This is a genomic window from Winogradskyella sp. Asnod2-B02-A, assembly GCF_045063645.1.
In the GTDB taxonomy this organism is placed as follows: Bacteria; Bacteroidota; Bacteroidia; order Flavobacteriales; family Flavobacteriaceae; genus Winogradskyella.
In genome coordinates this window covers 375,665-393,076 of sequence record NZ_JBEFOG010000027.1, presented here as the reverse complement: position 1 = coordinate 393,076, position 17,412 = coordinate 375,665, and the positions used below count along the sequence as shown (strand labels likewise).

Genomic DNA, 17,412 nt, shown 5'->3' with positions numbered 1-17,412 from the left:
TTAAAATTATTAAGCATGAATAAAAGTTTCAATTTAGCAGTATGTATTTTTTTTGTACTACTTGCGTTTTCATGTAATGATGCAAAAAAGGAGAAGACGGAAACACCGTTAAAAGAAGATCAAATTGTGAACGCAAAAGAGATATTAGGAAATCCAGATTATTTAGCGATTTCTTACGGAGGTTATAGACAAAAGGATAGAAATGTTCAGCCAACAATACCAGAGCTTAAAGAAGATATGAAAATCTTAAATGCTATGGGAATTAAAGTGCTGAGGACTTATAATGTTCATTTTGACCAAGCTGCAAATTTGTTAAAAGCAATAGACGAATTAAAGACTGAGGATTCAACTTTTGAAATGTATGTGATGCTCGGCATTTGGATTGATTGCAAGAATGCATTCGATTGGGGAGAAGGTGAGCCAATTCACAATGAAGAAAGTGAACGAAACCCTGTTGAGGTTAAAACTGCTGTTGCATTGGCAAAACAATATCCAGACATCGTAAAAGTTCTTGCTGTTGGTAATGAAGCTATGGTAAGATGGGCAACCTCTTATTATGTGCAACCATGGATAATTTTAAAGTGGGTAAATCATCTTCAAGATTTAAAGAAAAAAGGTGAATTACCTAAAGATTTATGGATAACAAGCTCAGACGATTTTGTGTCTTGGGGAGGAGGTGATGCCAGTTATCATACTGAAGATTTAGAGAAAATAGCAAATGCGGTAGATTATGTTTCTATGCATACGTATGCTTATCACAATTCCCATTACAATCCTGGATTTTGGAAAGTTCCTGAAAATGAAGAAGGCTTAACTGATAAAGAAAAAATTGATGCAGCCATGTTGCGTGCACTAGATTTTGCTAAAACTCAGTACGATTCGGTTTCAAATTACATGAAAAGCATTGGTGTTAATAAACCAATTCATATTGGCGAAACTGGTTGGGCTTCCGTTTCTGGAGGTCATTATGGTAAAAATGGTTCTAGAGCTACAGACGAATATAAACAAGGATTATATTATAAACATTTACGTGAGTGGACGAATAAAGAAAAAATTTCAGTTTTTTATTTTGAAGCTTTTGATGAGCAATGGAAAGACGCTAAAAACGAATTAGGTTCCGAAAATCACTTTGGCTTAATTAACTTAAAAAGCGAAGCAAAGTATCCGTTATGGAGCTTAGTAGATGATGGTACGTTTGAAGGATTAACCAGAGATGGTAAACCAATTACAAAAACTTACGGTGGAAATTTAGAGGAGTTAATGAAAGATGTCTTAGTGCCAAATACAGATTACCCAAGAGATTAAATAATGAAGAAATTAGTAATCATAGTTATTAGTTTAATGGCTTTTGTTTCTTGTAAAAATGAAACGAAACAAGAAGAGGTCCCAACAAAAGTTGAAACATCAAAAATTGATGTGGTTTCAGTTTCTGGGAGACAATTAATGGTGAATGATGAATTTTATTTAATTAAAGGTATTTGCTATCATCCCGTGCCTAAAGGTGATTCTACTCAAAGAGATTTTGGGACTTTGACTCAAGATTTAAAACTCATGGTTGAAGCGGGAATTAATACCATTAGAGTATATTCTCCAATTGAAGAAGAGCATGTTTTAGATGAAATAAATAAGGCAGGTTTAAAAGTAATCATCGGATTTGGATACAATCAAGGAGGAAAGAATGATATTGTATCAGGTTCATTTGTAGATTATATCAATAGATTTAAAAACCACAATGCCATTTTAATGTGGGAATTAGGGAATGAATATAATTACCATCCAGAATGGTTTGATGGTGATATTAAAAACTGGTACACAGCAATGAATGATGCTGCGTCTTTAATTCATAAAAACGACCCATCACACCCAGTGACCACAGCACATGGTGACTTACCAAAAGAACCAGCACGTTCTATGTCTCCGAATATTGATGTTTGGGGAATGAATGTGTATCGTTCAGTTAGACCAGAAACCATTTTTAAGGAGTGGAAAGAAGTTAGTGACAAGCCCATGTATTTATCCGAAACAGGATCTGATAGTTATATGCAAATCGCTACGGATAAATATGAGCAAGGTGTTAATGAGCAAGCACAAGCAGATGCCACAGCAATAATCTTGAAATCCACTTTTAAAGGCCAGGATATTTGTTCTGGAGTTACATTATTTCAATTTACAGATGGTTGGTGGAAAGCTGGAAATAACAATGTGCAAGACACAGGCGGAACAGCACCAAATAGCACAGGAGTGCCGTTTGATGGTAGTCCGAATGAAGAATATTGGGGCATTGTGGATATTGATAGAAATAAGAAAAAAGTATTTGATGTTGTTAAAGAAATCTATACGTCTGAAAATAAAAACAACTAATTTATAAAACATGAAAACAACAAGATATAGCATATTGGCACTCTTAATTTTTACTGTAATGAGTTGTAATACTGAAAAAAAAGAAATTAAAGACTTAAAAGTTGAAGTCTATGAAACTTCAGAAAGCGGGAATAAACTAACTAGGATTACGGAGTTTTCTAAAGTAGATTCTTCAGCAGTTATAAAATTATTACCAGAGCAAAAATTTCAAACCATAACAGGTTTTGGAGGTTCATTTACAGAGTCATCTGCTTACTTAATTAATAAGTTGAGTAAAAAGAATCGTGATACTATTCTTCAGGCTTATTTTGCAGAAGATGGAGCACGCTATTCGTTAACAAGAACACATATTGCATCTTGTGATTTCTCATTAAACAATTATACATATGCACCTGATGCAGATGATATGGAGCTTAAAAGCTTCAATATTGAAGAAGATCGTGATGATTTAATTCCTATGATTAAGGATGCTCAGGCGATTTCAAAAGATGGTTTTAAAATCATCTCTTCACCTTGGACGTCACCACCATGGATGAAAGACAATAGGGCTTACGTTGGAGGTAAATTATTACCAAAATATTACGATGTGTTTGCACTTTATTTTTCTAAATATTTAGAAGCTTATAAAGCAGAAGGTATTGATGTTTGGGGTTTAACACCAGTGAACGAACCACATGGAAATGGTAATAATTGGGAAAGTATGCACTTTTCACCAGAAGAAGAGACGGATTTTGTACAAAATCATTTAGGACCTAAATTAGAAGCTGACGGTTTCGGAAACGTAAACATTTTAGGTTACGATCAAAATAGGGCAGGTTTAGATGAGTGGGTTGATGCTATGTTTAAAGATGAAGCATCATCTAAATATTTTGCAGGAACAGCGATTCATTGGTACGAGAGTACTTATGATTATTTACCAGAAGCACTTCAATATGCGCATAAAAAAGCACCTAATAAATTTTTAATTGAAACGGAAGGTTGTGTAGATTCTGAAATCCCAAAATGGCAAGACGATGCTTGGTATTGGAAAAAAGAAGCTACAGATTGGGGTTGGGATTGGGCTTCGCCAGAAGATAAACATTTACACCCAAAATATGCACCAGTAAACCGTTATGCAAGAGATATTATTGGTTGCCTAAATAATTGGGTAGATGGTTGGGTAGATTGGAACATGGTTTTAGATAAACAAGGTGGACCAAATTGGTTTGAAAATTGGTGTGCTGCACCAGTGATTGTTGATCCAGAGGCTGATGAAGTATATTTTACACCGTTGTATTATACTATGGCACATTTTAGTAAATATATAAGACCAGGAGCTGAAGTTATTGGTGTAGAAAATGCAGATAACGATTTAATGGTTACTGCAGCTAAGAATCCTGATGGTACTATTGCTGTAGTATTGTTCAATGAAGGAAAAATATCTAAAGACTTTACGTTATCACTTGGAGGGGAAATTGTAAAAGTAAAAATAAACGGACAAGCTATTCAAACGATAATAATCCCAACTAAAAACTAAAAAAATTATGTCTACTATAACCAATAAAGTTCCGTTAGGTCAAAAAGTTGCGTTTGGAGTTGGTATGCTAGCGAACCAAATGTTTCCTGCTGTTATTGGAATTTTTATAGTGGTTTTAGTTCAAGATTTAGGTTTTCCTGGTTGGATGTGGGGCGTTATTTCTTTAGTTCCAAGACTTTTTGATGCGATTACAGACCCAATTATGGGTTACATTTCAGATAATACAAAATCGCGTTGGGGAAGACGACGACAGTATGTTTTTATTGGAGCGATTTTAATGGGAATTGCATTTATTTTTATGTGGCAACTCTTTAGAGAAAATTCACTTGATTATAATTTTTGGTATTTTTTATTATGGTCATTTGTGTTTTATTTGGGTTTAACCATTTTTAGTGTGCCATACGTAGCAATGGGTTATGAAATGAGTGATGATTTTCATGAACGTACAAGTATCATGGCTGTTGCGCAATGGATTGGGCAATGGGCTTGGGTAATTGCACCTTGGTTTTGGGTTGTTATGTACGACCCAGAATGGTATGCTACTGCAGATGTTGCTGTTAGAGAATTAGCTGTTTGGGTCGGAATTATATTTGCAATTTGTGCTATGGTACCAGCTATTTTTATTAAAAGTAGGTCAACGGTTAATGAAAATTATTCGGCATTAACCATTAAAAATATTGGTGGTAGTTTAAAAGAAATTGGAAATAACTTCGTAGAAGCCTTCAAGTCAGTACCATTTAAAAAGCTATGTTTTGCAACATTTTTTGTGTTCAATGCTTTTAATACAGTTGCAAGTTTTACCTTTTTTATAATTGTGTATTATCTGTTTAATGGAGATGCTGCAGCAGCTGGTATTTGGCCTACGCTATTTGGTAGTATTGGTGCTTTAGTGACTACGTTTCTTGTGATTCCTATTGTTGCTAAAATGTCGAAGGTATTAGGAAAGAAAAAAGCATTTATGGTATCACAAGGTATCTCAGTGGTAGGTTATATTATGTTGTGGTTCTTATTTATTCCTGGAAAACCCTATTTGTTTTTATTCGCTTTGCCATTCTTTTCTTTTGGAATAGGAGGTTTGTTTACCCTAATGATGTCTATGACAGCAGATGTCATTGATTTAGATGAATTAAAAACAGGCAAACGACGCGAAGGTGTTTTTGGTGCTATTTATTGGTGGATGGTAAAATTTGGTTTTGGAATTGCAGGTGGATTAAGTGGTGCAATTTTATCCGTTATTGGATTTGATTCTGCGCTAGAAATACAAACAGAAGGTGCAATTACAGGTTTGAGATTATTCTTTACAGGATTTCCAATATTGGGAACACTTGTTGCCATGTATATAATGCGCAATTATGATTTATCTGAAGAACGTTCTAATGAAATTAGGGCTGAATTAGACAAGCGTAAAGCTGAATAATGAGTATTTAACAGAATAAATATAAACTTCATGTCTTTAAGAGAAGAGAAATTTTTGGCACTAGCTTCCATCGATTATGAAGGGAAGTCTATCAAAGAATTAAGAAAATTATTCAGAAAAGCATTAAAATCTGGAATGCATGGACTGTGCGCCAGTCCTTATGAAGAGGGTCAAGAGCCTGGAGATAGACTATCAGAAATACAAATACGTCGAAGATTAGAAATAATGAAACCGTATACCAAATGGGTGCGTTCATTTTCTTGTACGGAAGGTAATGAGCTTATTCCTAAAATTGCAAAAGAATTGGGAATGAAAACTCTTGTTGGTGCATGGTTAGGTGATGACAAAGAGATCAATGAAAGGGAGATTGCTGGCTTAATAGAGTTGGCTAATCAAGGTTTTGTAGATGTCGCTGCGGTAGGTAATGAAGTTATGTATCGTGGAGATTTAACAGAGGAAGAGTTAATTGTACATATTAATCAGGTTAAAACGTCTGTTAAAGATATTCCAGTTGGTTATGTTGATGCTTATTATGAATTTAGTGAAAGACCTGCTATTACGGAAGTTTGCGATATCATATTAGCCAATTGCTACCCTTTCTGGGAAGGTTGCGACTTAGACTATTCATTACTATATATGAAGGATATGTATAACAAAGCGTTGCGTGCAGGTAAAGGAAAAAAAGTAATTATTACAGAAACAGGTTGGCCTAGTGAAGGAACAAATTTATATGGTGCTTTTCCTTCAGAAGCAAATGCGATTAAATACTTCATCAACACTCAAAAATGGTCTCAAGAAGACGATATTGATATTTTTTACTTTTCAGCTTTTGATGAATCATGGAAAGTTGGAAAAGAAGGAGATGTTGGAGCATATTGGGGAATTTGGGATAAAGATGAGATCCTCAAATTTTAAATGTTTTTAAAGCTCATAAACGCCATTATAAATTAAAAGGAGTCAAAATTAGTAATTAAAAATCTGATAGTTAGCTATACATCTTTAACTCTACCCAAATACGACCTATACATTACCACAACATTCTGTTTTTTATCGGATTTTTATAGCGTTACATTAATTTACATTGTTCTGTAATACCTTCTATTTTATAGGCTAATTGGACAATATTGTTTTTAATTTAAAAAAAATCTACTGTTGTATGGTTTAGGTATTGTGCTATTTGTGAACATGTTAATTTATTGATGGTATATTTATCAGAACCGCAGTATAGAAGTGTAAATTTTACAAATACCGCAATTTTTTAATAAATATTAACTAAACAATAAAACGATGAAAAAAATTACTTTATTCTTAATCCTTATGGCAATGTCATTTGGGTATTCACAAACATTACCACTCGATTTTGAATCAGCAACTACATGGATAGATTTTGATGGAGGTGCAGTTACTACCATTGCAAACCCACAAAGTAATGCAGATAATAGTTCTGCAAATGTTGGTCAAATGGTAAAAAGCGTTGGTCAAGTATGGGGCGGAAGTGCATTAGTAATGAGCTCTGCTATGGATTTTACTGCTAACAATACGTTTTCTATGAAAGCTTATTCAATAAAAGCAGGAACAAAAGTATTAATGAAGGTGGAAAACTCTACAGATGCCGGAATTAATTATGAAAAAGAAGTTACGATGACAACAACTAATACTTGGGAGACTCTAGTTTTTGATTATTCAGCAATACCGGCAAATACTTATGACAAAATTGTTATAATATTTGATTTAGGTACAATGGGAGATGGTACAGCGGATTTTACTTATTATTTTGATGATATTACATTATATGATAATGGAGGAGGTACAGGAGCTGCTGCGTCTTTACCATTAGATTTTGAAACGGCTACCACGTGGGTAGATTTTGATGGTGGTGAAGTTACAACTATTGCAAATCCACAAAGTAATGGTGATAACAATTCTGCTAATGTTGGTCAAATGGTGAAAAATGCTGGACAAGTTTGGGGCGGAAGTTCATTAGCTTTAAGTTCTGCTATGGATTTTACAGCTAACAACACTTTCTCTATGAAAGCCTATTCAATTAAAGCAGGAACTAAGGTTTTAATGAAAGTTGAAAACTCTAGCGATGCAGGAATTAATTATGAAAAAGAAGTCACCATGACAACTACAAATGCATGGGAGACGTTAGTGTTTGATTACTCAGGTATACCAGCTAATGCTTATGATAAAATTGTAATAATTTTTGATTTGGGAACTATGGGAGACGGAACAGCAAACTTCACGTATTATTTTGATGATGTTACTTTATATAATGATGGAGGAGCTGGTTCTGCTTTAGCATTACCATTCGATTTTGAAACAGAACCTAATACTGCAGATTTCATTGATTTTGATGGAGCAACAGCATCAGTGATTGCTAATCCGCAATCAGTAGCACCAAACACTAGTGCAACTGTAGCACAGATAGTAAGAGATGGTGGTCAAATTTGGGGAGGAAGTAAAGTCATTCTAGGGAATAATCTTAATTTCTCTGCACTTGGAGGTATTTCTATGAAAGTATTTACTATGGCTCCAGTCGGTACAACAGTTAAATTAAAATTAGAAGGAACTGGAGAAACTGAAGTAGATCAGTTAACAACTGTTTCTGGTGCATGGGAAACTTTAACTTGGGATTTTACAGGTCAACCTGCTAATTTCAATACTTTAGTATTTATGTTTGACTTTGGTAATTTAGGAGATGGTACTGCTGCTTCAACATTCCTTTTTGATGATGTAGAACAAATAGATGTAACTGGAGGTTTAGATCAAATTGATCATCCAGTAGATTTTGAAGGTACAACTACAAATTATGCAGTAACAGATTTTGGAGGAAATGCATCTACTTTAATTGTAGACCCAACAGACTCTGGTAATATGGTAATTCAAACAGTTAAAACCACAGGAGCTGCAACATGGGCAGGAACTACTATTGGAACGGCTACAGGGTTTGCTACAAATCTTCCATTTTCAGGAACGGCTTCTAAAATGTACGTAAGTGTATGGTCTCCAGACGCAAACATTCCAGTTCGTTTAAAAGTTGAAGACGCAAATGACGTAACGCATACTTGTGAAACAGAGGTTATGACTAGTGTTTCAATGGGCTGGGAGACATTAGAATTTGATTTTAATAACCAAGCAACAGGAACTGAATCGTTAAGTGTTGGTTTAGCTAACGGTTGGGTTTACAATAAAGCATCTATCTTCTTTAATTTTGGAACTGATGGAGCTACAGCAGGTGAAAAAACATATTATTTTGATAATGTGTCTTTTGGAACTTCATTAGGAATTAATGATGCTGAATTATCAGAATTTAATGTATATCCAAATCCAACAAATTCAATTTGGAATGTAAAAACTAACAATCAAAATATTACTTCTGTTGAAGTATATGATATATTAGGGAAACAAGTTCTTTTACAGAAAGTAAACGCAACGGAAGTTGCAATTGATGCATCAGAATTAGTAAATGGAATTTATTTAGTTAAGATTTTATCTACTAAAGGCTCTAAAACGCTTAAATTAGTTAAAAACTAATTTTTATATTAATTAATAGCAATTTAAAAGAGCGTATCAACTACGCTCTTTTTTTTATTTAGAAATCATTCAATATCTTTATAAGATTAACTAAATAAAAACAATAATTATGAAAAAAATTACTTTTTTAATTTCAATGCTATTAATTAGTATTATTTCTTTTGCACAAAGCAATATCACATTTAGTGTTGATATGGCTGGTGAGACCTTTACACAAGCTTATGTCAGTGGAAGTATAAATGGATGGAGTGGAGATGCAAATCCATTGACCAATACAACAGGTACCATATGGGAAGCTACTCTACCTATAATGGATGGTGAATATGAGTATAAATTTACTTATGATAATTGGGCTGGACAAGATGCTTTCAATCAAGGAGATATATGTACAATTACTAATTATGGTAATACAAACAGACGCTTAGTTGTAGAAGGTTCTGATATGGTATTACCAACAGCTATGTTTAGTCAATGTGCAGAATCAAATGATGGTACTGATGGGCCTTTTACAATTACGATGTCCATAGATATGAGTGCGTATTCTGGTACTTTAGGAACAGTACATGTTAATGGAGAAAATTTTAATAATCAAGGTTTTGGTGCTTGGTGTGGGTCTTGTGGAAATGAAATGACCGATATGGGTAGTGGAATTTGGGAAAAAACACTAACATTAGAAGAGTATGCATATCAATTTAAATTTACAGTAGATGGATGGGCAGATCAAGAAACTTTTGCTCCTGGTGATGTTCAAACATCTACAGATGGAACATACACAAATAGATATATTAAAGTTGATGGTAATAAAACTATAAATTTTGTTTGGAATGCGCCTCAGCAAACATTGAGTACTAATAATTTTGAAACAGCCAAGTTTAAGGTGTTTCCTAATCCAGCATTAAACACATGGAATATTCAAGCAAATAGTTCAGTAACAAGTGTAGTGGTAATTGATGTTTTAGGTAAGCAAGTAATAAGTTTAAAACCAGATACAACTGATGTTGCAATTAATGCATCAGAATTAAAAAATGGTATATATCTAGCAAAGGTGACAACTAATATTGGCACTAAAACAATCAAACTAATCAAAAATTAGTTTATATAATTTCTTAATACAATTAAAGAGCGTATATTTTACGCTCTTTTTATTTTTAATTTAATATTATAACAATGACAACACTTAAAGAATTAGCAGCCCTTTTAAATATATCTGTTTCTACGGTTTCAAAGGCTTTAAATGATAGTCATGAAATTAGCGAAAACACGAGAATCCGTGTTAAAGAATTAGCTACTAAACTAAATTATAAACCAAATAGAATTGCGCAACAACTAAAAACAAATAAGTCTAAAACGATAGGCGTTATTCTTCCTACAGTTACAAATCCATTTTTTGCTGAGGTATTGCATGGTATTGAAATGGCTGCAACAGAAGGTGATTATGATATAATAGTTTGTTTGTCTAACGAAACATTACATAAGGAAAAACGAAGTTTAGAATTGTTATCTAATGGAAGCGTTGATGGTTTTATAATGGCTGTGGCCAGAGAGAGCCAAGTAAAAAAAGAAACTGGTCATATTAAGGCGATCTTAAAAAGTAAACTTCCTGTTTTAATGTTTGATCGTGTGGTTAGTGATATTGAATGTAATAAAGTGATTGTTGATGATTTTCAGTCTGTTTATGAAGCAACGGAATATTTAATTTTAAAAGAAAAGCGTAAGAATATTCTATTGGTAAGTAATATCGAAGAATTAAGCGTTGGTAAATTAAGGATTGAAGGGTATTCAAAAGCCTTAGAAGATCATAGCTTAAAACCTGAAATATTAAAACTAGATAACACTAAAGTTGAGGATGTAGAGAATAAAATTTATAATTATTTAGAGAGTAATAAATCCATTGATGCGATACTTTCTATAGATCACGTAACTGGTATTGTGGCTATTAATATGGCTAAAAAACTAGGAAAGGCTATTCCTCAAGATTTATCTGTTGTAGGCTTTGGTTATGAGCATACACAATTATTATCTAGTCCTAAAATATCAATTATTCATCAGAAGGCACATAAAATAGGTGAAATGTCTACCAAACTATTAATTGATACTATTAGCGATGAATCCCTTATGCCTAAAACTATTGTTGTCCCTAGTGAACTTAAATTAAGTGAGTCTACACAAACAAACTTCTAAAATTAAAGCATAAAAAAAAGCCTGATTTACATCAGACTTCTTTTAAATTTTATAAAAGTAAGATATTACAAACCTTTAACTTTATCAGCAGCTTTATTTACTGCGTCACTTCCTGCTTTTTTAGCATCATCAACAGCTGTTTTACCAGCTTCTTTTGCTCCGTCAACTGCATCTTTAGCAGCGTCTTTAGCGCTATCTACTGCATTACCAGCAGCATCTTTAGCACTGTCAACAGCGTTACCTGCAGCATCTTTAGCTCCTTCTACTGCGTTTCCAGCAGCATCTACAGCGTCACCAGCAGCGTTTTCAACAGCATCACCAGCTTCTTCTAAAGCATCACCTGCATTATCAACTGCATCTTCAACAGCGTCACCAGCATCTTCTAAAGCATCACCTGTAGCATCAGCTGCGTTTTCTATAGCATCTCCTGCTTTATCTGCAGTTTCTCTACAAGACGTAAATGATAATCCTAATACAGCAACAAGTGCTAGACTTAATACAACTTTTTTCATTTTAATAGTTTTAGTGTTAATTTTAGTTAATGTACGAAAATAGTAATTTCAATATAATTTTAACATTTTTTTTTGATTTATTCACCGTACATGTCTGATATATACGTTTAGATTAATGATTTGGACTTCTTTTAGGTGATTTTTTTCTATTTTCCATTACTTTTAAATTTATATTAATCAAGTCATGCATTTACAATAGTTTAGCCTTATGAATCTAGAATCCAAGTTTAAGAATTTATTTTTTTTAGTTACTATTTGTTTTTCAATTTTAAGCTCTTCGCAAAACAACAGAAATGAACGAAAAATTATAGGTGCCGTAGATGAACTTAGCGAAAACGCAATTAGCCTACTAAAAAAATCGGTTAACATTAATAGTGGTACCATGAATTTTGAAGGTGTAAAAAAAGTAGGAACTCTTTTTCAAAAGGAACTTGATAAACTCGGTTTTAAAACAGAATTAACTAACGGAGACGCTTATGGAAGAGCAGGCCATTTAATAGCTTCAAGAAAGGGTAAAAAAGGACCAAAATTTTTAATGATAGGTCATTTAGATACGGTTTTTGAATTAGAAAGTCCATTGCAAGAATACACAATGCAAAATGATTCTATAATGAAAGGTCCTGGAGTGGCTGACATGAAAGGTGGAGATGTGATTATTATTTTAACCATGCAAGCGTTAAGTAAAGCAGGACTTTTAGATGATATGTCTATAGAAATTATTATGACTGGAGATGAAGAAAAAAGCGGTAAACCGTTAGAGTTATCAAAGAAAGATTTAATTGATGCTGCAAAACGAGCAGATATTGCGTTAGGTTTTGAAAATGGTGATAACAATCCAAAAACAATAGTTGTTTCAAGACGAGGATCTACAGATTGGAAACTTAAAGTAACAGGGAATCCTGCACATTCATCACAAATATTTACTGAGGATATTGGAACAGGAGCTATCTATGAAACCTCAAGAATTTTAAATGAATTCTATATTCAATTAGCTAAAGAAAAAGATTTAACTTTTAATCCAGGATTTATTATTGGAGGCACAGCTTTAAAAGAAGATAAGGACGGAACAGGTGGTAGTGCCTTCGGAAAAACAAATGTGGTTTCTCAAGAGACTATTGTTAGAGGAGACTTAAGAGCGGTTTCTTTAGAGCAATTAGTAAAAGCTAAAGAGACTATGCAAAATATTGTTTCAGAAAATTATCTACAAACAAATGCCGAATTAACATTTACATCTGGTGGATATCCTCCATTGTCGTTAACTGAAGGAAATACAAAGTTATTGAGTTACTTCAATACCGTAAGTGAAGATCTAGGTTTTGGATCAGTCACAGCCGTTAACCCAAGAAATGCTGGCGCTGCAGATATTTCTTTTACCTCAGAATATGTAGATATGGCAATTGATGGATTAGGACTTACAGGTGGTGGTGGAGATCATACTATTAATGAATCCGGAAATTTAAATACAGTGGCTACGCAAGCAAAAATAACAGCTGTTTTAATGTATCGATTGGTGAATTCGAAACTTTAATTAGACCATGATATTTGGTAAAACTATGTTTTATGGACTTATTTAATTCAGAAATAGCATCTAATCTATTACCGTTTGATGGTGAAGTCAATTATTATGGTTCAATAATGACTATTAAAAAAGCCCAAGATTATTACGAAAAATTATTTCAACAAATTCATTGGGAAAATGATAAAGCCATCATATTTGGAAAGCTAATTATCACAAAACGAAAAGTGGCTTGGTATGGTGATAAGCCTTTTGATTATACTTATTCTAAAACTACAAAATCAGCGTTACCATGGAGTAAAGAGCTTTTAGAACTCAAAGAAATAGTAGAGCAGAAAACAGGTGAAACTTTTAATTCCTGTTTGCTTAATTTGTATCATAGTGGAGAAGAAGGCATGGCTTGGCATAGTGATGGTGAAAAGGATTTAAAAAAGAATGGAGCTATCGCTTCATTAAGTTTTGGAGCTGAACGTAAATTTTTATTTAAGCATAAGGTTACAAAACAAAACGTTTCTGTTTACTTAGAAAAAGGTAGTTTATTAGTAATGAAAGGAGAAACACAAACCAAATGGCTGCATCGTTTACCACCGACTAAAAAAGTAAACACACCAAGAATTAATTTAACGTTTAGAACTATAGAATCTTAATTGAGAGGATTGAATTATGATTCTAAATAATTCATAATTTTAAGAACAGCACCCGTATTTGTATCAATAAAGGATTTGGTAATCTCACCTTGTTTTTTTCTTAAGACATTATCTGTAATTAAAGCATTTAGAGTTGAGTTAAATGCTGTAGAGCTTGCTAAACTTCTAACTCCACCCAAATTTATTAGCGTTTTAGCTTCTGGGAACTTTTTGTAATTCTTACCAATAAGAATTGGAATTCCAAACACAGCTGGTTCTAATATATTATGTAAGCCTGTTGAACCAGCGCCTCCACCAACATAGGCAATGTTAGCATAACTGTAAACTTTACTCAAATAACCAATAGTATCTAAAATAAAGACATTGAAATCTGCTAAGTTTTCATTCTGGTTTAATTCCGAATAGCAAATCGTTTTTACTTTCAATTGTGATTTTAAGGATGTAATATAACCGGGTTTTATATTATGAGGAGCAATCACAAATTTTACCTTTGAATTTTTAGGGTTATTAATAAAATCGAAGTATAACTTGTCATCATCTGGCCAGGTACTTCCAAATACAACACATAATTTTTCGTCTTTAAATTTTTCAATAAACGAAACTGAATTATCAATTTTTAGTTGATTGGAAACCCGATCAAAACGTGTGTCTCCAGAAACAGAAACCGAATTGTAATGAATATTTTTAAGTAGTAGTTTAGAATTTTCCTCTTGTGTAAAAATATGATTGAATCCAAATAATGCAGATCTCATATAGCCTCCGTACCATTTAAAAAATGCCTGATCTTTTCTGAAAACGGCTGAAATTAAAATAGCGTTTAAGTTCCGCTTTTTTATTTCATGTAAAAAATTGGGCCAAATTTCATATTTTACAAATAGTATATAATCTGGATGCACAAGATTTAGAAATCGTTTAGCATAGGCAGAGGTATCTAAAGGAAGATAAACTACCACATCTGCAATTTTTGCGTTTTTTCTCACCTCATAACCAGACGGAGAAAAGAAAGACAAGACAACTTTATGGTTGGGATGTTTCGATTTTAAAGCTTCAAAAACAGGTAGCCCTTGCTCGTATTCTCCTAAAGATGCACAATGAAACCAAAAGGTTTTATCTTCAGGTTTAATTGCGTTTTTAAGTTTTGAAAACGTGTTTTTTCTGCCAATAACTCCTTTGTTCAATTTAGAGTTGAATACAGCTGCAATTTTAATAACAAAACTTGCGATGTAAATTCCGATGGAATAGAGTCCTTTCAAAACAAAGATTTGTGCTAAAATACATTTCTTTCAATTAAAAGCATTGCCCTAGCCGTTACAATTTTGTATTTTCGTTGTACTTATCTTGACTTTTTGTCGTTAACCGAAAATGATGTAGAATTTAATCTGTTCAAGCTATTTTTAAAAAATATAGTATCGCTACGTTTAGCGAAAAAGTTGAAAACAGACTTGTTTTAGATCGATTTATAACGAAGAAATTGAGGTTAGTTCTCTAAGCGATTTTAGCTTTTGTTTATTTAATAAAACTAGATATTTAAATGAAAAAAATACAAATGGTTGACCTTCAGAGTCAATATGCAAAAATAAAAGACGTTGTAGATCCTTCAATAGCAGAGGTAATGGAAAGTGCAGCGTATATTAATGGACCTAAAGTACATCAGTTTCAAAAAAATATTGAAAACTACTTAGGTGTCAAGCACGTTATACCTTGTGCTAATGGTACAGATGCATTACAAATTGCAATGATGGGTTTAGGTTTAAAGCCAGGTGATGAGGTGATTACAGCAGATTTTACATTCGCGGCAACTGTAGAGGTTATTGCGTTATTACAATTAACTCCTGTTTTAGTTGATGTAGATCCTGTAACATTTAATATAGATGTGGAAGCGATTAAAAAAGCAATAACACCTAAAACAAAGGCGATTGTGCCAGTACATTTATTTGGTTTGCCAGCAGATATGGATGCCATAATGGATTTAGCTAAAGCACATAATTTATACGTCATAGAAGATAATGCGCAAGGTATTGGAGCAGATTATACGCATCGTGATGGTTCTAAAACCAAAACAGGTGCTATTGGTCATGTAGCTTCAACGTCATTTTTCCCTTCTAAAAATCTAGGTTGTTATGGAGATGGTGGAGCCATTTTTACTAATGATGATGATTTAGCACACAAGATTAGAGGTATTGTAAACCACGGAATGTACGAGCGTTACCATCACGATGTTGTTGGAGTAAATTCCCGATTAGATTCTATTCAGGCAGCCGTTTTAGATGCAAAATTACCACATTTGGATACATATAATGCTGCAAGACGCGATGCTGCAAGACGTTATAATGCTGCCTTTAAAAATCATAAAAATATTACTATTCCTTCAGGTAGAGATGAATGTAATGGTATTTGTGATACTTGTGATTGCCATGTGTTTCATCAATACACTTTGAATTTAAAAGGGGTAGATAGAGATGCATTAGTATCACATTTACAAGAAAAAAATATTCCTTGTGGTGTGTATTATCCAATTCCATTGCACAAACAAAAAGCATATTTGGATGAGCGTTATAACGAAGCCGATTTTACAGTAACTAACTCGTTAGTTAAATCTGTTATTTCACTTCCTATGCATACTGAGCTCGATGAAGAACAAATTGAATTTATTACTAGTACAGTACTTAATTTTATAAATAGCAATTCTTAAAATGAAAATATTAGTTACAGGAGGTCTAGGTTTTATTGGGTCACATACCGTAGTAGAATTACAAAATAAAGGTTTTGAAGTTGTAATTATCGATAATTTATCTAATTCATCAATTGAAGTTTTAGACGGTATTACGGCCATTACAAATAAAAAACCACATTTTGAAAAGTTAGATTTAAAGGTAAAACCAGATGTTCAAGATTTTTTTAAGCGCCATAATGACATTGTAGGTGTAATTCATTTTGCAGCTAGTAAAGCGGTTGGGGAAAGTGTAGCCGAACCCTTAATGTATTATGAAAATAATATCACTACCTTGGTTTATATGCTTCAGGGATTAAGTGGGTTAAGCAAAAAGAATTTCATTTTTAGCTCATCTTGTACGGTATATGGACAAGCAGATGAATTGCCAATTACAGAAAATGCACCAGTTAAACCTGCAGAATCTCCATATGGTAATACCAAACAAATTGGTGAAGAAATAATAAGAGACACATGTAAGGTTAATGGCGATATAAATGCAATTGCTTTACGTTATTTTAATCCTGTTGGATCACATCCTTCAGCCGAAATTGGTGAACTACCAATTGGAGTGCCACAAAATTTAGTGCCTTTTATTACTCAGACAGGTATAGGAATGCGAGAGCAACTTTCTGTGTTTGGTGGAGATTACCCAACGTCAGATGGTACTTGCGTAAGAGATTATATTCATGTGGTAGATTTAGCAAAAGCACATGTGGTTGCTTTACAACGTCTAATAGAAAGTAAAAACGATTCTAATTACGAGTTTTTTAATCTTGGAACAGGAACAGGAAGTACTGTTTTAGAAGCAATTCAATCTTTTGAACGTGTTTCAGGTAAATCTTTAAATTATAAAATTGTAGATAGACGAGAAGGAGATATTACTGCTGCTTATGCAGAAACTTCTAAAGCTAATAATGTATTGGGTTGGAAAACAAAGTTGACTTTAGATGATGCCATGGAATCTGCTTGGAAATGGGAACAGAAAATTAGAAATAAATAAACTGATATAGAG

General features: G+C 33.2%; 14 protein-coding genes. 12 read left to right on the top strand and 2 right to left on the bottom strand.

Annotated features, from left to right (window positions below):
* Positions 1–15: 15 nt before the first annotated feature.
* From ACJJVO_RS09860 to ACJJVO_RS09825, 8 genes are all read left to right on the top strand, one after another.
* A complete protein-coding gene (locus tag ACJJVO_RS09860; RefSeq protein WP_405573455.1) occupies positions 16–1,305 on the top strand; it encodes a glycosyl hydrolase family 17 protein in 1,290 nt (429 codons plus the stop codon).
* A gap of 3 nt (positions 1,306–1,308) precedes the next feature.
* On the top strand, positions 1,309–2,361 hold the full coding sequence (locus ACJJVO_RS09855) for a glycoside hydrolase family 2 TIM barrel-domain containing protein (RefSeq protein WP_405573452.1): 1,053 nt from the start codon (positions 1,309–1,311) through the stop codon (positions 2,359–2,361).
* Positions 2,362–2,371: 10 nt separating this feature from the next.
* Positions 2,372–3,877, top strand: coding sequence for a glycoside hydrolase family 30 protein (locus ACJJVO_RS09850; protein ID WP_405573450.1), 1,506 nt, complete (start codon positions 2,372–2,374; stop codon positions 3,875–3,877).
* 7 nt (positions 3,878–3,884) lie between these two features.
* Positions 3,885–5,294, top strand: a complete 1,410-nt coding sequence (locus ACJJVO_RS09845) for an MFS transporter (protein WP_405573447.1) — start codon at positions 3,885–3,887, stop codon at positions 5,292–5,294.
* A gap of 30 nt (positions 5,295–5,324) precedes the next feature.
* Positions 5,325–6,209, top strand: a complete 885-nt coding sequence (locus ACJJVO_RS09840; RefSeq protein WP_405573444.1) for a glycosyl hydrolase family 17 protein — start codon at positions 5,325–5,327, stop codon at positions 6,207–6,209.
* Positions 6,210–6,581: 372 nt separating this feature from the next.
* The gene (locus ACJJVO_RS09835) at positions 6,582–8,831 is read left to right on the top strand and encodes a T9SS type A sorting domain-containing protein (RefSeq protein WP_405573442.1); all 2,250 of its coding nucleotides are present in this window, start codon (positions 6,582–6,584) and stop codon (positions 8,829–8,831) included.
* A gap of 109 nt (positions 8,832–8,940) precedes the next feature.
* The gene (locus tag ACJJVO_RS09830) at positions 8,941–9,924 is read left to right on the top strand and encodes a T9SS type A sorting domain-containing protein (RefSeq protein ID WP_405573439.1); all 984 of its coding nucleotides are present in this window, start codon (positions 8,941–8,943) and stop codon (positions 9,922–9,924) included.
* A 74-nt stretch (positions 9,925–9,998) separates the two neighbouring features.
* On the top strand, positions 9,999–11,012 hold the full coding sequence (locus ACJJVO_RS09825) for a LacI family DNA-binding transcriptional regulator (RefSeq protein WP_405573436.1): 1,014 nt from the start codon (positions 9,999–10,001) through the stop codon (positions 11,010–11,012).
* Between the two features lie 65 nt (positions 11,013–11,077).
* On the opposite strand, the gene ACJJVO_RS09820 is transcribed toward ACJJVO_RS09825, so the two are convergent.
* Positions 11,078–11,524: a hypothetical protein gene (locus tag ACJJVO_RS09820; protein WP_405573433.1), complete on the bottom strand. Its 447-nt coding sequence runs from the start codon at positions 11,522–11,524 to the stop codon at positions 11,078–11,080.
* A gap of 208 nt (positions 11,525–11,732) precedes the next feature.
* Between ACJJVO_RS09820 and ACJJVO_RS09815 the strand changes: the two genes are divergently transcribed.
* Both ACJJVO_RS09815 and ACJJVO_RS09810 read left to right on the top strand, forming a co-directional pair.
* Complete coding sequence (locus ACJJVO_RS09815) at positions 11,733–13,052, top strand: M20/M25/M40 family metallo-hydrolase (RefSeq protein WP_405573430.1); 1,320 nt, start codon at positions 11,733–11,735, stop codon at positions 13,050–13,052.
* Positions 13,053–13,084: 32 nt separating this feature from the next.
* On the top strand, positions 13,085–13,687 hold the full coding sequence (locus ACJJVO_RS09810) for an alpha-ketoglutarate-dependent dioxygenase AlkB family protein (RefSeq protein WP_405573428.1): 603 nt from the start codon (positions 13,085–13,087) through the stop codon (positions 13,685–13,687).
* Positions 13,688–13,701: 14 nt separating this feature from the next.
* Here ACJJVO_RS09810 and ACJJVO_RS09805 read toward each other — a convergent pair whose 3' ends face one another.
* Complete coding sequence (locus ACJJVO_RS09805; protein WP_405573426.1) at positions 13,702–14,940, bottom strand: 3-deoxy-D-manno-octulosonic acid transferase; 1,239 nt, start codon at positions 14,938–14,940, stop codon at positions 13,702–13,704.
* Positions 14,941–15,218: 278 nt separating this feature from the next.
* Here ACJJVO_RS09805 and ACJJVO_RS09800 point away from each other — a divergent pair, with 278 nt between their 5' ends.
* Together ACJJVO_RS09800 and galE are read left to right on the top strand one after the other, a co-directional pair.
* Complete coding sequence (locus tag ACJJVO_RS09800) at positions 15,219–16,379, top strand: DegT/DnrJ/EryC1/StrS family aminotransferase (RefSeq protein WP_405573423.1); 1,161 nt, start codon at positions 15,219–15,221, stop codon at positions 16,377–16,379.
* 1 nt (position 16,380) lies between these two features.
* Complete coding sequence (gene galE / locus ACJJVO_RS09795; RefSeq protein ID WP_405573420.1) at positions 16,381–17,400, top strand: UDP-glucose 4-epimerase GalE; 1,020 nt, start codon at positions 16,381–16,383, stop codon at positions 17,398–17,400.
* The last annotated feature ends 12 nt before the right edge of the window (positions 17,401–17,412 follow it).

What these genes read in the sequence shown, in the direction of transcription:
- ACJJVO_RS09860 (WP_405573455.1), top strand. Translation starts at nt 16, where the DNA reads ATGAATAAAAGTTTCAATTTAGCAGTATGTATTTTTTTTGTACTACTT.
- ACJJVO_RS09835 (WP_405573442.1), top strand. Translation starts at nt 6,582, where the DNA reads ATGAAAAAAATTACTTTATTCTTAATCCTTATGGCAATGTCATTTGGG.
- ACJJVO_RS09820 (WP_405573433.1), bottom strand. Translation starts at nt 11,524, where the DNA reads ATGAAAAAAGTTGTATTAAGTCTAGCACTTGTTGCTGTATTAGGATTA.
- ACJJVO_RS09840 (WP_405573444.1), top strand. Translation starts at nt 5,325, where the DNA reads ATGTCTTTAAGAGAAGAGAAATTTTTGGCACTAGCTTCCATCGATTAT.
- ACJJVO_RS09850 (WP_405573450.1), top strand. Translation starts at nt 2,372, where the DNA reads ATGAAAACAACAAGATATAGCATATTGGCACTCTTAATTTTTACTGTA.
- galE (WP_405573420.1), top strand. Translation starts at nt 16,381, where the DNA reads ATGAAAATATTAGTTACAGGAGGTCTAGGTTTTATTGGGTCACATACC.
- ACJJVO_RS09845 (WP_405573447.1), top strand. Translation starts at nt 3,885, where the DNA reads ATGTCTACTATAACCAATAAAGTTCCGTTAGGTCAAAAAGTTGCGTTT.
- ACJJVO_RS09800 (WP_405573423.1), top strand. Translation starts at nt 15,219, where the DNA reads ATGAAAAAAATACAAATGGTTGACCTTCAGAGTCAATATGCAAAAATA.
- ACJJVO_RS09855 (WP_405573452.1), top strand. Translation starts at nt 1,309, where the DNA reads ATGAAGAAATTAGTAATCATAGTTATTAGTTTAATGGCTTTTGTTTCT.
- ACJJVO_RS09830 (WP_405573439.1), top strand. Translation starts at nt 8,941, where the DNA reads ATGAAAAAAATTACTTTTTTAATTTCAATGCTATTAATTAGTATTATT.
- ACJJVO_RS09810 (WP_405573428.1), top strand. Translation starts at nt 13,085, where the DNA reads ATGGACTTATTTAATTCAGAAATAGCATCTAATCTATTACCGTTTGAT.
- ACJJVO_RS09815 (WP_405573430.1), top strand. Translation starts at nt 11,733, where the DNA reads ATGAATCTAGAATCCAAGTTTAAGAATTTATTTTTTTTAGTTACTATT.
- ACJJVO_RS09825 (WP_405573436.1), top strand. Translation starts at nt 9,999, where the DNA reads ATGACAACACTTAAAGAATTAGCAGCCCTTTTAAATATATCTGTTTCT.